The organism is Vibrio lentus (assembly GCF_002875945.1).
GTDB classification, from domain to species: Bacteria; Pseudomonadota; Gammaproteobacteria; order Enterobacterales; family Vibrionaceae; genus Vibrio; species Vibrio apostichopi.
Genome location: NZ_MCZK01000150.1, coordinates 1 through 13,283, shown reverse-complemented (window position 1 = coordinate 13,283; position 13,283 = coordinate 1). Strand labels below are relative to the sequence as shown.

General features: G+C 41.3%; 14 protein-coding genes and 2 pseudogenes. 1 reads left to right on the top strand and 15 read right to left on the bottom strand.

Features of this window, described 5'->3' with window-relative positions; all coding sequences use genetic code 11:
• Window positions 1-129: 129 nt before the first annotated feature.
• The 15 genes and pseudogenes from BCT49_RS18240 to BCT49_RS18175 form a co-directional block, all read right to left on the bottom strand.
• Window positions 130-1,146: a tetratricopeptide repeat protein gene (locus BCT49_RS18240; RefSeq protein ID WP_102437227.1), complete on the bottom strand. Its 1,017-nt coding sequence runs from the start codon at window positions 1,144-1,146 to the stop codon at window positions 130-132.
• On the bottom strand, window positions 1,143-2,114 hold the full coding sequence (locus tag BCT49_RS18235; protein WP_102437225.1) for a type II secretion system F family protein: 972 nt from the start codon (window positions 2,112-2,114) through the stop codon (window positions 1,143-1,145). Before BCT49_RS18235 ends, BCT49_RS18240 begins: the two co-directional genes overlap by 4 nt.
• 3 nt (window positions 2,115-2,117) lie before the next feature.
• Window positions 2,118-3,083 carry a type II secretion system F family protein gene (locus BCT49_RS18230; protein ID WP_102437222.1) on the bottom strand — a complete coding sequence of 322 codons (966 nt, stop codon included), beginning with the start codon at window positions 3,081-3,083 and terminating at the stop codon, window positions 2,118-2,120.
• A gap of 10 nt (window positions 3,084-3,093) precedes the next feature.
• Complete coding sequence (locus BCT49_RS18225; protein ID WP_102437220.1) at window positions 3,094-4,545, bottom strand: CpaF family protein; 1,452 nt, start codon at window positions 4,543-4,545, stop codon at window positions 3,094-3,096.
• A gap of 32 nt (window positions 4,546-4,577) precedes the next feature.
• On the bottom strand, window positions 4,578-5,792 hold the full coding sequence (locus tag BCT49_RS18220) for an AAA family ATPase (protein WP_017076273.1): 1,215 nt from the start codon (window positions 5,790-5,792) through the stop codon (window positions 4,578-4,580).
• A gap of 1 nt (window position 5,793) precedes the next feature.
• Entirely contained in the window at window positions 5,794-6,294 is a 501-nt protein-coding gene (locus BCT49_RS18215) for a TadE family protein (protein WP_017076274.1), read from the bottom strand.
• Complete coding sequence (locus BCT49_RS18210) at window positions 6,294-6,722, bottom strand: TadE/TadG family type IV pilus assembly protein (RefSeq protein ID WP_065110856.1); 429 nt, start codon at window positions 6,720-6,722, stop codon at window positions 6,294-6,296. Before BCT49_RS18210 ends, BCT49_RS18215 begins: the two co-directional genes overlap by 1 nt.
• A 2-nt stretch (window positions 6,723-6,724) precedes the next feature.
• Window positions 6,725-7,990 (bottom strand): Tad domain-containing protein, encoded by a 1,266-nt coding sequence (locus BCT49_RS18205; RefSeq protein WP_102437218.1) that lies wholly within the window; start codon window positions 7,988-7,990, stop codon window positions 6,725-6,727.
• A gap of 14 nt (window positions 7,991-8,004) precedes the next feature.
• Window positions 8,005-8,274, bottom strand: a complete 270-nt coding sequence (locus BCT49_RS18200; RefSeq protein WP_102437216.1) for a hypothetical protein — start codon at window positions 8,272-8,274, stop codon at window positions 8,005-8,007.
• The gene (locus BCT49_RS18195) at window positions 8,264-9,721 is read right to left on the bottom strand and encodes a type II and III secretion system protein family protein (protein ID WP_102437214.1); all 1,458 of its coding nucleotides are present in this window, start codon (window positions 9,719-9,721) and stop codon (window positions 8,264-8,266) included. Before BCT49_RS18195 ends, BCT49_RS18200 begins: the two co-directional genes overlap by 11 nt.
• An 8-nt stretch (window positions 9,722-9,729) precedes the next feature.
• A pseudogene (gene cpaB / locus BCT49_RS18190) lies at window positions 9,730-10,480 on the bottom strand (Flp pilus assembly protein CpaB).
• A complete protein-coding gene (locus BCT49_RS18185) occupies window positions 10,473-11,822 on the bottom strand; it encodes an AAA family ATPase (RefSeq protein WP_102437212.1) in 1,350 nt (449 codons plus the stop codon). Before BCT49_RS18185 ends, cpaB begins: the two are co-directional and overlap by 8 nt.
• Before the next feature lie 39 nt (window positions 11,823-11,861).
• On the bottom strand, window positions 11,862-12,392 hold the full coding sequence (locus BCT49_RS18180) for an A24 family peptidase (RefSeq protein ID WP_102437210.1): 531 nt from the start codon (window positions 12,390-12,392) through the stop codon (window positions 11,862-11,864).
• 4 nt (window positions 12,393-12,396) lie between these two features.
• Window positions 12,397-12,549, bottom strand: a complete 153-nt coding sequence (locus tag BCT49_RS25935) for a hypothetical protein (RefSeq protein WP_017108790.1) — start codon at window positions 12,547-12,549, stop codon at window positions 12,397-12,399.
• A gap of 12 nt (window positions 12,550-12,561) precedes the next feature.
• On the bottom strand, window positions 12,562-12,741 hold the full coding sequence (locus tag BCT49_RS18175) for a Flp family type IVb pilin (RefSeq protein ID WP_017088257.1): 180 nt from the start codon (window positions 12,739-12,741) through the stop codon (window positions 12,562-12,564).
• Between the two features lie 192 nt (window positions 12,742-12,933).
• On the opposite strand from BCT49_RS18175, the pseudogene BCT49_RS18170 reads away from it, so the two are divergent.
• A pseudogene (locus BCT49_RS18170) lies at window positions 12,934-13,266 on the top strand (helix-turn-helix domain-containing protein); the annotation flags it as partial.
• Between the last annotated feature and the right edge of the window lie 17 nt (window positions 13,267-13,283).

Genomic DNA, 13,283 nt, shown 5'->3' with positions numbered 1-13,283 from the left:
AAGTACTTAGATACCCAACTTTAGATACAAAACTGAGTGACAAATATTAGCCCCTGATAAGGACACTCATCAGGGGCTAATTCATTTGTGCTATTTACCATAAGGAGAGTAACTCTTCACAGAACAATACTATATTGGTGTGCTCGCTTTCATTTCTCTCACCTCAGCTAAGGCTCGATTTAGGTTTTCATTGGCGATTTTGTAATACGAAGGTTTTTTGTCGATGGCTTGTTGCAGGTAAGGAATCGCTTCATCAGGTCGACCTTGAATAATTAAAAAGTAACCGACATTATTCAGAGCTTCCGGCGCATCCATATGACGCATAAAAACATTTATGGCTTTTTTCACATCACCTGATGCCAAATAAATAAGAGCAAGGTTATTCTGAGCCTTCTCATTGTTAGGTTCGATCTCTAAAGCCGAACGAGTGTATTGATACGCTTCTTTGTAGTTGCCGTACATGTAATGGGAGTAACCCATGTTCAGTAGAGCCTTCACTGAAGTATTATCGATAGTCAGCGACTTTTTAAAATACTCTTGGGCTATCTGATGTTTACCTTCTACATCTTCCAAGACTCCGATTCCCATGTAAGCCAAAGCAGGAGACATACTGTCAACTTTCAAACCTGCCACTTCACTTTGACTTAACGCTTGGTAGTTTTTAATCGTTTCACTGCTTTTTAAACGAACTTGGTCTGCATTGATCGCTTTAAAGAAGTAGCTTCGACCTTCATCTGTACGACGTTGTTTGGTATATAAAACACCTAACTGCTCTAATACTTCAGTATGCGCAGGGTTAAAATCTAATGCCGCCAAATACGCTTTTTCAGCGAGAGCGTAATTACCTCTCGATGAGTGAATTCGACCGATCGTAAATAGCGTTTTGTCGTGAAACTCTTGTTCAGGAAAAGACAGAGATCGGATGTACTCATAAAGAGCTAAATCGATGTTGTTGTCTCTCAAAGCGACATCACCACGCATGATTGCTTCTTTTTCACTGACCGGCGGATCGTCACTGGTTAAGGTGTCAATTGGCTTCCCCGAATACAATTCGGCATCAAACTGATTGGTAGGCTCATCAGAAGAAGCGCAACCGAGAATTACTAACGGCAGTAAAAGTAAAACCATTCTATTCATTCGCATCATAAACTCGCTCCTGGAGATGTCAGTGCATCCATTACAATCATCATTCCGGGCCCAAGAGCAACGATAAAGAAGCAAGGCCAAATGAACAACAACATGGGAAATAGCATTTTGGTAGGGATTTTTGCTGCAATTTCTTCCGCAGCTTGTTGGCGTTTGTCTCGAAAATCTTCGGTATAGTCACGTAAGGTTTGAGCTAAACTGCCCCCCATTCTTGAAGCATGCGAGAGCAAAGAAACAAGCCCTTCCAACTCACGAAGCCCCGTTCTTTCTACAAGTTGACTCAAAGCATCTGGCATGGTGACACCCGCTTGAATTTTAGCAAACACAGTATCTAGCTCATCGGCAAGTTCGGGCTGTGAAATGTATAACTCGTTAGCGACACGCCCTAGTGCAGCATTAAAACCAAGGCCTGATTCCGTACACACCACCAAAAGGTCTAAAGCATCAGGGACACCGTTTCTGATTTTTCTCTGTCTCTCTTTTTGCATTTTACTCAATATAAAATTAGGTAAGAATGTGCCGACAAAAATACACGTCACAATCAGCAAGTTGTTATAACTATCACCTATGTCTAAATAAAACACTGTGAATGCACAAACAAACCCTATCAAAGTTGAAAGCACTTTGAAGGCGTAAAATACCGAGAGTGCACTTTTTTCATGGTACCCAGCATGCATTAGCTTTTCTGAATACGTTTCGTTATCTTTTTTGTTCCCTCGGCCAATAAATGGCGTCAGCGACTCCAAAGTATTGGTAAAGTCATAAGGTTTGCGACTACCAGTATGATTCCCTCCGGAAATCTGTTTTAACTTTTTATCCAACGGGGAACGAGTACCAACAAAAAGAAACCCTAAAGTAAGAGTAAGTAGCATAGTGGTAAGCAGAATCATTCCGTACAGCAGAATTTGACTGCTGATACCGAACTCAGAGAGTGTTTGTTTCCATACTTCTAAATCAAAGAATTCCATAATCTATATCTCGATATTTATTATTTTTCTTATCCACAATGCCCCAATCGCCAACAAAATCACGCCGACACTGACCATAGATATACCTCTAGGATCGCTGTACAAAGGTTCGATGTATTCAGGGTTTACGAATTTAAGACCGAAAAATAGGGCAAAAGGAGAAAGCGTCAGTATCCAAGCAGAAAGTCGACTCTCAGCTGAAAGGGTTTTGATTTTTCTTTCTAGCTTAAAGCGGGCTCTTAATACTTCAGATACTTTTTGTAGATTCTCAGAGAGATTACCCCCCGTTTCTTTCTGCAGCATGACCGCACTTGAAAAAGCCAACATAGAAACCGTCGGTACTCTTTCTGTCATTTGTAAAATAGCGAGCCTTAAGTCGTAACCATAGTTCAGTAAGTTATAAGTATTCTTAAACTCAACCCCAATAGGCTCTGGCATCTCTTCGCCAACCTCATTAAAAGACTGAACTAATGGCTGACCCGCTTGTAAGGCTCTTCTTATGATGTCTAAGGCGTCTGGTAACTGCTCCTCAAACCTTGCCATTCTGTAGGTCACTCTGTTTTGAACAAACAGATAAGCAACAACCCAAACAAAGACAAAAGCGGCAACACAAATGAACCACACCTGATTGAAAACCAAAGCAATCAAAGCCAATAACGTTCCGCACAAAAATACGATTAATAAGAAGCGGCTTAATGTGAGCTTGAGACCTGCTAACTCAAGCATGCGCTTTAGATCGGCAAAGAAAGGAATAACGATCAACTTCCGATCGAGTGGTGATAACTCTTTGTTGTAATGTTCTTTTAAGAGAGACAAGCTCTCTTCATCAATATTTCTTTGCGTCTCTTTTAAGCGACGAGATAACTCTTTGTGCTTGGCTTTTTTCCCGGCAGCTGGCAATAATAAGGCTTGCGAAATAAACAACACTGCGACAAACAATAGGGCCAACGATACAGTTACGTTATCCATAATCGGCTCCTCAACTATGTGATTCAGTAAAGAGCTCAAACGGCAAATCAAGACCACGCTTAACTAACTGGTCGTGAGACTGAGGTACCACGCCTGTTGCAGTGTAATAACCTATGATATTGCCATTCTCGTCTATACCTTGACGCTGGAAGTGGAAGATCTCAGACATAGTAATGACCTCTCCTTCCATCCCATTGATCTCTTGGATACTGACCATCCGACGCTTACCGTCTTCTTGTCTCTCCATTTGAACCACTAAATGAATAGCAGAAGCAATCTGCGCTCTGAGATTTTTCGTTGAAATATTCCAACCCGCCATCGAGAACATATTCTCAACACGGCTTAGAGCATCACGAGGTGTATTCGCGTGAATCGTGGCAAGTGAACCATCATGACCCGTGTTCATTGCCGCTAACATATCGACAGCTTCGCTACCACGCACCTCCCCGACCACAATACGGTCAGGTCGCATACGCAAAGTGTTTTTTACCAGCTCTCGCTGACTGATCTCACCTTTACCCTCAAGGTTTGCTGGGCGTGTTTCTAAACGAATCACGTGTGGCTGTTGCAGTTGTAACTCTGCGGAATCTTCTATGGTAATAATCCGTTTATCTCTAGGAATAAACCCAGAAAAAATATTCAACGTCGTCGTTTTCCCTGAACCTGTACCACCAGAAATAAGGATATTGAGCTCACCCTTTACTGCAGCTTCAATGAACTTTGCCATTTGTGGAGAGGCTGACTTGTATTCCAGCAGATTATCCATGGTTAGGCTGTCTACAGAAAAACGTCGTATAGAAACGGAAGGGCCATCTAAGGCCAAAGGAGGAATAATGGCATTCACTCGTGAACCATCAACTAATCGAGCATCCACCATCGGCGACGCTTCATCAATCCGGCGTCCAACCTGACTTACGATACGGTCAATAATGTTTCTTAAGTGACGATCATCTAAAAACGTATACGGTGTTTTTTCTAATTTGCCTCGGCGTTCGACATAAACACTTTTAGGTCCGTTGACCAAAATATCGGACACCGTTTTATCGGCTAATAATGGTTCAAGTGGACCAAGGCCGAATACTTCATCTTCAATTTGTTTGATGACTCGCTTACGCCCCTCAGCACTTAATGCGTGGCTTTGGTCATCCGCCATTAACTGAACGATCGCTTCATGAAGGTCTACTTTGGCGCGATCTTTATCCAAACTAGAAAGTAGCCCCAAATCTAATGTTTCAAGTAGTTGTTTATGAAAGTAGTGTTTAATCGACAATTCTTGCTCTAAGACTTTTTTCGCCTCATTCACCGACTTCTCTTGCTCTTCACTCGCCTCTAAACTCTTAGCTTCATGAGATACGTTAGCTACTTTTTGAATGAGGGGCGATACAACGCCGTCTTCCTCTTGGGAAAACTGTTCTACTTTCTTTTCAAACTCCGGATTAATATTTTTTCGTTTAAAGAACATAACGATCCCTCATATATGCTGTAACAAACGTGTTATGAAAATATTTTTTTAAGCCAACCTTTCTCTTCTTGTTCTGGCGGAGAAAGGATATGAGACAAATCAATAATCGACCGTGTAATCGAGCTCTTTTTCTTCGATTCAACCAACGGCAAACCTAAATTGGCGCTCTCAAGAGCCACCTTAAAATCATTAGGCATTAAATGGATGTCATGCTTTCCAACGGTTTGTTCTATGTCTGTTAGCTTGATGGTTTGTCGCTTTTCATAACGATTCACAATGATCTCAATTGAGTCCTGCTGCAACCCGTACTCAAACTTGAGCGTTCGAATTAATCGATTACTATTTTTAACCGAAACCAAGGTTTGTTGAGCAACAAGTAACACCTTAGTCGCAGGAGAGATAGCCGATGCAAAAATATGATCCAACCCTCGAGAAAAATCGATAATAATATAGCGATAGAAGCGACGTAATACGGGCAGTAACTTCCCGATTTTCTGAGCATGTTCATAATCATCTGCGTTATTTTCATGCTTGAAACTTAAAACGTGTAACCCTGATGTGTGCTTATTCACTAAGCTACTCAAAGACATCTCATCCAAGTCATTGGAGCTATCGATAGCATCTGAGATGCTGTAGGTCGGCGTGATATTCAAATATTCAGGAATGACACCAAACTGGAGGTCAATATCGAGCAACAGCACCTCATTCGGATGATAACTTGCTATTTCTACGGCCGTATTGAGCGCTAAGGTTGTCGCCCCCATACCACCTTTAGTGTTGATAAATAAGAACACTTCTCCGTAGCTAGAGTTTTCGATTTTCTCTGCCGCTGTTTTCTTTAGTAAGGGGAGAAGACCAGAAATAGATATATCGTGAGACAGAAAATCCGAAGCACCGAGTCTTAGCGCTATTTTTAATGACCCATTGTCACTTTCATCACCAAACACAACCAAAGATAAATCATGCTCTTCTAACTGAAGATTGTAGCTTTGCAAATCCACCATTTTCTGAGCCCAGCCACCGCTTGCTTCAACAAAGATTAAATCTGGGGCATCAATATTCTTCACATACTCTTCAGTCATACCTAACAAAGAAAAAGACTCAATATGCACGTTTCGACAACGTTTCAATTGCTGTCTCATATGAGCGTGAAAATTCTCATTGTTATAAATCAGCCATACATTCAAGTTAGTTTTAAGGCGAATCGCATCGTCTTCATTAGGTAAAATGTCAATTGCTTCGCCCATGCTACTCACCCTGTATTTGTTTCGGACATCTTGTCCTAGTATTTGAATTCGCTCTTATCACACCTAAGTTCTCAGACGGTAAAATTGTCTCAAATGCAGGTGCAGCCAAAAAACCATTCGTTCCTAAAAAGCTTAGGTTACTGATCAGTTGAATGCCATAACCTGTCGCTCTTGCTCGTACAAACTTAATCGCACTCAGGTTTGCTTCCAGATCAGAAGTAATCTCAGCGCCTGCAGCATCCAAATACGCAACCTCCAAATTACTATCACTAAAGCCTAATATGGGTATATCTTCTACAACAACCCCTGCAATATTATCTCGATCCAACACGTAACAAACGGTGGCTAACCTTGCTGCTTTTCTTGTCGCTTCGTTCACTATTTGCAGGGAAAATACATAAGCCCCTAAGGCAACAATCAAAAAAATCAGCAAGAATATCAACCAAGAAACAATCGTAAACTCAATGATGGCTAAACCGTTTTGTTTCTTGATTAACTTCATCAGAAAACCCTCATCACGGACGATACGCTCAAAGGAACCGATAAACTTTCCGATGAAAATGGGATAGATAAAAAGTGCGGAACATAGTTGTAATTAACCGTTACTCGCACGTAACTATCGCCAGAAGGAGGGGTAATTGTCACATCAGAAGTGACAAGGCTCGAGAGTATTGCAGTACCGACTGTATTCTTCCCATAAACCACTATGTTTTGAATTTCTGCAGTAGGCGCTACTGTTCCACCTTGTGTTCCATAAACCTCAGTAACCGCATAACGGGCCCCATTTTGAACAGATTTTGAGATGATGTTGTAGTGGATTAAAATGTTTCCCAGCTCAAGAACCAACACCAAGAAAAACAGTAACACCGGCGTCGCAATCATCATTTCAATCGCAGCAAAACCTTGCTGTTTTTTGAATTTACTATTCATAACTACGACCCCTCTCCATCAGGATCCTTATACAACACAATCGTATATGGACCTTCAGTGGATGACTCTGAGCCACTAGAGCCACCAGCGACACTGCAAGAGTGTATAAATTCACCAAACACAGCAGGCGTGCCAGAATTGTTTGTTGGCGCTTTTTGCAATAAGAAGAAACACCCTATTTTCTCAACAGTAAAAGTGGTTACTCCACCACTTTTCCCTGAACAGTCGACCATAGGAATTGGGAGGATACGTCGCCATGCAGTGCCACCGGAAACGCAACCAGAACCGTTATTAACAATGCATGCGTTTGTAGCGGCCTCATATTGCGCATAGGTATAAGAACCATCAAAGTCTATATCGCCCGTTTTGCTGTCTATCGTAATTTTAGAACTAGGTTCTGTCGTTACGTAATCGGAAGGATAATCTGAACTCGCCAATCCTCCACCGTAATCACCAAAACGAGTGTTCAGCCCTTGACCTGTAGGGCCAACCGTTCCTCCGGGCTTAGTTGTGACATCATCGCCAATCGCAACTGAGTAATCATAGTATCCAGCCAAAGCTTCTCTAACTGTGCTCCCACCAGATCCAAAGTCCAGCAAGTGGTAGTTACCATTCCCCATCTGAGACAGCTTTTTGTCCCCGACTTTAAGCGCCTGAACACTACCGACTTCATAACCAAATACGTTGGTAATTTCCGCGCCAGTAGTATCGTGATAGCCATCTTCATTTACATCATTATCTGAGGTTCCATCACCAATACACACTCCAATCGGTACAATGTTGTTTACGACTTGTTGACCAGAACTTGGCCCTGCAACAGCGGTTGCAGATACACTTTTGGCCAAGCCAAACATCTGAATAAAAAATTCATCCATATCCAATGAACTGACATTGACTCGCACATAAACATCGTCATCAGCGCCGAACGTTGCCACTCCAACAAAATCTTGCGGATCATTCGAGTACTCTACGGTTACTACAGCAGTCGAAAAATCAAATTCATGATTGCCAGAAGATCCCGCCATTGCATTTAATGTTGATGTAACTTCTGTTGATACCGCGGTTTGATCTTTGCTGCTATCTAAAATTGTCGCTGCTGCTAAAGCCGCTGAGTCAACCGCATTCTGCAGGCGAGTTTTATTCACTAACATATGGTTTATATCCACCGCTAAAGCAGATACAGCTAGGAAAACTAACAGCGCAATGGTCACAAATATGACCACCAACCCGCCCTGTTTTTTAGGTGTTCTTGATACTTGATACAACATAAAGTACCTCCAAACTAATTAACGCTCTTTAAAACCTGACTGCTACTTCCGGAAAGCTCTTCATCACCTTTACCCACATACTTATCGTAGCCAGCTTGCATGCGTTCCCCAGTACCATCAGGTAAAACCTGTAAGTTCTCTTGAGTCGCATTAGGGTTGTACGTTTGTTCTGTTTGCAGCTTAGCAACCGACTGACCCAAAGGTGCGTCATTCGCGCAACCCGCTAATAGAATGACGAGAAAGACCATCATTGTTCTAATCATATCTATCTCCTTATAAATCATGACCAAATGAACCTTCACTACCACCATCAGTTGGCGCGATTCCTTTGTCTGAATTTGTATTGCTGCTGTCTTCAGAATCAGAAGGCTCAGTAATGTAAGCACTTCTACCTAATAAGTAATATTCCAGATCATTAGGATCAACAAAGGCATCAGTTGGCAGTGTAATTTTACTTCTATCCACCGGCTTGGCGAGTCGAGGTGTGACAAGAATGACAAGCTCGGTTTCACCCGATATGTATTCCTGACTATTGAAAAGCTGACCTAAAATCGGTACATCACCAATACCCGGCATTTTGTTACTAACATCTCGAACATTCTCACTCAACAACCCTGCAATACCGATAGTTTGACCATCAGCAAGTTCAAGCGTAGAAGAAGCGCTTCGACGTGTGATTGGTGGGATAAAATAAGTCGCATTCGTCGACCCAGGATCGATAGTCAATGAACTGCTGTTAGCTATCTCACTCACATCAACCGCTAGGTTAAGATTGATTTTTTTATCGCTGAGTACGGTAGGTATGAATTTCAAGCCGACACCGTATTCCTTGTACTCTATGGTAATTCCATCGTCGTCGGGAACAGGAATAGGAAATTCACCACCCGCTAAAAACTCAGCCTTAGAACCACTTAATGCGGTTAAGTTAGGTTCTGCTAATACCTTAGCCACACCGTTTTGCTTCGCGACATCAAGAGCAAAAGTAAACAAGGTATTACTATCGATGAAAGAACCTAGAATTCCGTAGTCGGTAGAGGTTGGAATATCAAAAATTGGCGTTGCGCCCAATACACCGGCAGGGACTGATGAAGCGCCCCACGAAAAGTTAGAACCACTGGTTTGGAAGAAATGGAAGTTAGCATCGAACTTTCTCACTAAGCTTCGCTGAACCTCGGCTACCGTCACTTCAAGCATAACTTGTTGTGCGCCACCAATAGACATCAAGTTGATCACACCCGTTGCGGCTGCTTGCTCACTACCACTCTCTTTAGCATCATCCGCGGCTTGTCCTGCCGCATAAGTTTCGGCAATTCGCATCGCCACATTCATTTTTTGTTGATTACTGATTTGCCCACTTAACAGCAAACGGTTTTGCGCACTATGAACCTCAATCGTCTCATCAGGAAGAAACTCGTATAGCTTTGACTTTAAGCTATTAAGATCATGGGTAACTTCGATGTTAATCGACTCAATCAACTGACCTCGCGAATCCCAAGCCATCAAATTTGTCGCCCCTAATTTTTTACCAATTAAGAACAACTCATTAGATTTCAAAATCACAATGTCTAAGACTTCAGGATCACCAAGAGAAACCTTCGCCGCTTTTCCCGACAGCACCACATGCGTAGATTTGTGATGTGGAACCGTGACCGTTTTTCCCGTCTGTAGTGCAGCAACACTGGCTGCCGAAAAACAAAGCAGGCTAAAAACACACGCTAATAATATTTTCATATCTCACCTCAATCCTTGACGCGCACACTAGATGTTTCTGTACCATTTGATAATGGTGACACTTGGTCTAGGCACATATCGACGAACCACTTTTTTCTCTACTTCATGTGGATTTCTCAAGGTCAGCTGAATACTACCTTTGCTTTTAGCCGTGAGAAGCTTCTCCGCCTCTTTTGGCGTCATCTCAAGTGTTACCGCACGAACGATAATCGGACTGTTTTCTTTCGTTTTAGCCGTTTGGTCGACGGCTAAAACCTTAATATCTTTTAATACCGTTTGAGTCGCTGCAGAATTTTTTCCGTAAGAAACGGTATTGAGAATATCAACCTTATTCCCCGGTAATAAGAAACCGGCCACACCAATAACATCATCAACACGTATCGTTACCGCACGTTTATTTTCAGGGATGAGAGCAGCAAGTGTTGACCCCTCTCCTGGCACAGTAAAACGTAACTTGTGAAGCACCTCTCCGGAATAAATAGTATTGGCGACTACTTTTCCGATAAGCTCCGCTGTATCCGAATAGTTGTTTTCATTGATCCAATCAACTTCCATCAACTTCGTTGTTAAATATTGCTCTTCAATTATGGTTCCAGCTTCAATTTCTTGAGATGCCACTACAACCGGATGACGCTCAACTTGCTCGACTTCAATCGTCGGTTGAACTTGATTGTCCATCCATTGTTTAGCGAAAAATACAGCGGCTAAACCGAATACTACGGACAGTAAAAACAGTAGGAAAACTTGACTCTTATTCATTATTCTCTTCCTCGTGTCCATCAGAGGTAAAATAGACTTTCCATGCCATGGCTAGAATGTCGAATGTGATAACGGGTGGGAGTTGCTCAAACGAAAGAATATCTTTGCTAATACCAACAAGGTCTTTCGGTAAACAAGGGAAAAGCGGTACTTTGTGCAGCGTATGCATTTGAGACAAACGCTCAAAGAAACCATCTTGCAGCTCTATCTCTTTATCAACAGTTACGCTCACCCACAGAGCTTCATAATCTTGCTGATTCAGAGGCTTGAATTCTATTTTGTAGCCCAAGCGACGTAGAAAGGCTGGGTCACTGATCTTTTCAGGATTCAAATTGGTAGAAAATGCGAGCGTTAAAACGAATGGCATGGTGATTTGTTGCCCATTCGGTAATGACAGGTGATCAAAGAAGTATTCCATTGGTACGATCCAGCGGTTGAGCAAAGCATCCACTGGCATGGGTTGGCGCCCCAGATCATCAATAACAAAAATGCCGTTATTAGCCATCATTTGTAAAGGTGCTAACCAAACGCGATTGTGCTCGGAGTGATTGACCTCAAGCATATCCATGGTGAGTTCCCCACCCACTTGGATATTAGGACGTTCACAATTGAGCCATCGCTTATCGTATTGATCTCGGAGAGAAACGGTCTGCTCACTGCCATTACGATCTAACGGGGTATGATGTTGAGCTGAGAAAACCTTAATGACATTCCCTAACGCGTAAACGGCATAAGGGATAAAAACTGAAGTATGAAGCGCGTTCACGATACGAGACGCTACAAAAGTTTTACCTGTCCCAGCGTGCCCATACAACAACAGCGCCCTACCCGAATTTATTGCAGGCCCTAACACCGAGATCATTTTTTGTACGCCGTAAACATCACTCAATGCAGCTTCCACATCAGGACGAGTAACAAGTTCCGCCCTTAAATCTTGTTGCTCTACAATTTCAGTATATTGTTTAAGAGAAACAGGAACTGGACCTAAATAAGCATCTCGTTTGAATGCAAGGTCGGCCTCTTCTAAGCCTTTCTCTGACAAGGAATAACGGACGTGACTATGAGAAGACGATTCCAAAGACAAAGCAGAAGTAGGTTGAAATACTTCGATAAGAGATTTATTTCTGAGTGTGGCTAGTCCATTTTCTATGACATGTGTAACAACACATAAATAGTTAGACAAATCTAACACATCAGATTTAGGGTAAGCTGATAGGTGCTTGAGCAATAGGTTCTCAACAACAACCTCAGGAACACCAAGCATTTCGATGGAAGTCGGTACCACTGGAGCTGATATTTGAGGCTTTAAATTGCTCGGGGAAGATATCCCTCTCATATCCATATGTCCTCTCCAACACATCGATTAGTGATTTAGTTTGATCTATGTAAAATAACTGTACATCGCTAAACCTATAACAACGGAAGGAGCAAATGGCATGGTTACTTTATTTGAGTACCGAGAATGCACAACAGGCTTACCTTTAATATCAGGTGATATCCCGCTAACTAGCATTAGTTTTTCTTCAAAGTATCGTCTAACTGTCATCTCACTATTATTGGCTCGATTATAAAGTAAATATAATGTTCCTATTATTCCGGCAGCGATGAGTATGTAATAAGACACATCAAGTAATGAGCCCCACCCAATATACAACCCAATAACACCTAATAATTTCACATCCCCTGCAGACATGGCCTTCAGAAAATACAAAATCAAGCCTGAACAGAAAAGAACTACAGCACCTATAAATGAAGTAACTAATACATCTAAAGAAAACCCACTATTTAACACTGATAAAAAGTATAAAAACAAAAATAAAATCAGAACCTTATTTGGTATACGATGTTTCTCAACATCGTATACCGAAACAATAATAAGCAATGCCCAAAACACTAAAGATTCACTTATCATTAATTTAGATACCCGCCACAATAGAAAGAAACTTACTGATTAGAGCAGTTGCTATTCCTGAAAATATTAACCAAGCGAGAATGACAAGTGAAGCAGCTCCAATGACATATTCCACCACAGTTAATCCTTTCTGGCGCCCCACTCTTTTAAAGTTCATTTTGGTAAACTCTTATGAGGTACTAATTTGATCAACGATTGTACTTAGCTTCGTTGATAGCGCAGTACCAATACCAGTAAATATTGTCGTTAACCCCAATACGAGCATAGCAGCACCAATTACGTATTCAATGACAGTAAGACCTTCTTCATCATTCATGAATTCTTTACAATTTTTCAAAAACTTACTCATGAGAATCTCTCCTTGATTTACATTACAGGTTTATTTACCTGTAAACTAAATCTAGAGCTGAACAATATATTCGGTTAGGATTTTCTTGCCATTTACTTGCACTTTTTTGTGGTACTTCTAATCTATTTAATAAATACCATTTTTACATTTATTTCTTACTGTTTATTTTGATATGACACAGGTTCAATACCCATGGAAATAATAACACCACTACTTTCTGATATAGACAGTGATTTCAACTCAATTATTACCAATAAAATTAGTCACTACTTCCCTATTGAGAACTATAAACAAGACATATCTATAATCAGTAACTTAGATGTAAGGTTAGTATTCTATATATTGAATCGAACGGATGAACTTCAACTACTTACAATGGCACTGTCTATTTGCGAAAATCTAAACAAGCGAATAGTCATTATTTGTGCAGGTCAGATACCTAATATCGTTCGAAATCATAAGAATATATTCTTTATAATAGAAACGAGCAGTAATCATCTGACCAGTAAGTTCGAAGAACTACAGGGCTTTGTTGCGTAATT

Bases quoted from the DNA above. Each gene is read 5' to 3' on its own strand.
- BCT49_RS18240 (WP_102437227.1), bottom strand. From the start codon at position 1,146: ATGATGCGAATGAATAGAATGGTTTTACTTTTACTGCCGTTAGTAATT.
- BCT49_RS18235 (WP_102437225.1), bottom strand. From the start codon at position 2,114: ATGGAATTCTTTGATTTAGAAGTATGGAAACAAACACTCTCTGAGTTC.
- BCT49_RS18230 (WP_102437222.1), bottom strand. From the start codon at position 3,083: ATGGATAACGTAACTGTATCGTTGGCCCTATTGTTTGTCGCAGTGTTG.
- BCT49_RS18225 (WP_102437220.1), bottom strand. From the start codon at position 4,545: ATGTTCTTTAAACGAAAAAATATTAATCCGGAGTTTGAAAAGAAAGTA.
- BCT49_RS18220 (WP_017076273.1), bottom strand. From the start codon at position 5,792: ATGGGCGAAGCAATTGACATTTTACCTAATGAAGACGATGCGATTCGC.
- BCT49_RS18215 (WP_017076274.1), bottom strand. From the start codon at position 6,294: ATGAAGTTAATCAAGAAACAAAACGGTTTAGCCATCATTGAGTTTACG.
- BCT49_RS18210 (WP_065110856.1), bottom strand. From the start codon at position 6,722: ATGAATAGTAAATTCAAAAAACAGCAAGGTTTTGCTGCGATTGAAATG.
- BCT49_RS18205 (WP_102437218.1), bottom strand. From the start codon at position 7,990: ATGTTGTATCAAGTATCAAGAACACCTAAAAAACAGGGCGGGTTGGTG.
- BCT49_RS18200 (WP_102437216.1), bottom strand. From the start codon at position 8,274: ATGATTTATAAGGAGATAGATATGATTAGAACAATGATGGTCTTTCTC.
- BCT49_RS18195 (WP_102437214.1), bottom strand. From the start codon at position 9,721: ATGAAAATATTATTAGCGTGTGTTTTTAGCCTGCTTTGTTTTTCGGCA.
- BCT49_RS18185 (WP_102437212.1), bottom strand. From the start codon at position 11,822: ATGGATATGAGAGGGATATCTTCCCCGAGCAATTTAAAGCCTCAAATA.
- BCT49_RS18180 (WP_102437210.1), bottom strand. From the start codon at position 12,392: ATGATAAGTGAATCTTTAGTGTTTTGGGCATTGCTTATTATTGTTTCG.
- BCT49_RS25935 (WP_017108790.1), bottom strand. From the start codon at position 12,549: ATGAACTTTAAAAGAGTGGGGCGCCAGAAAGGATTAACTGTGGTGGAA.
- BCT49_RS18175 (WP_017088257.1), bottom strand. From the start codon at position 12,741: ATGAGTAAGTTTTTGAAAAATTGTAAAGAATTCATGAATGATGAAGAA.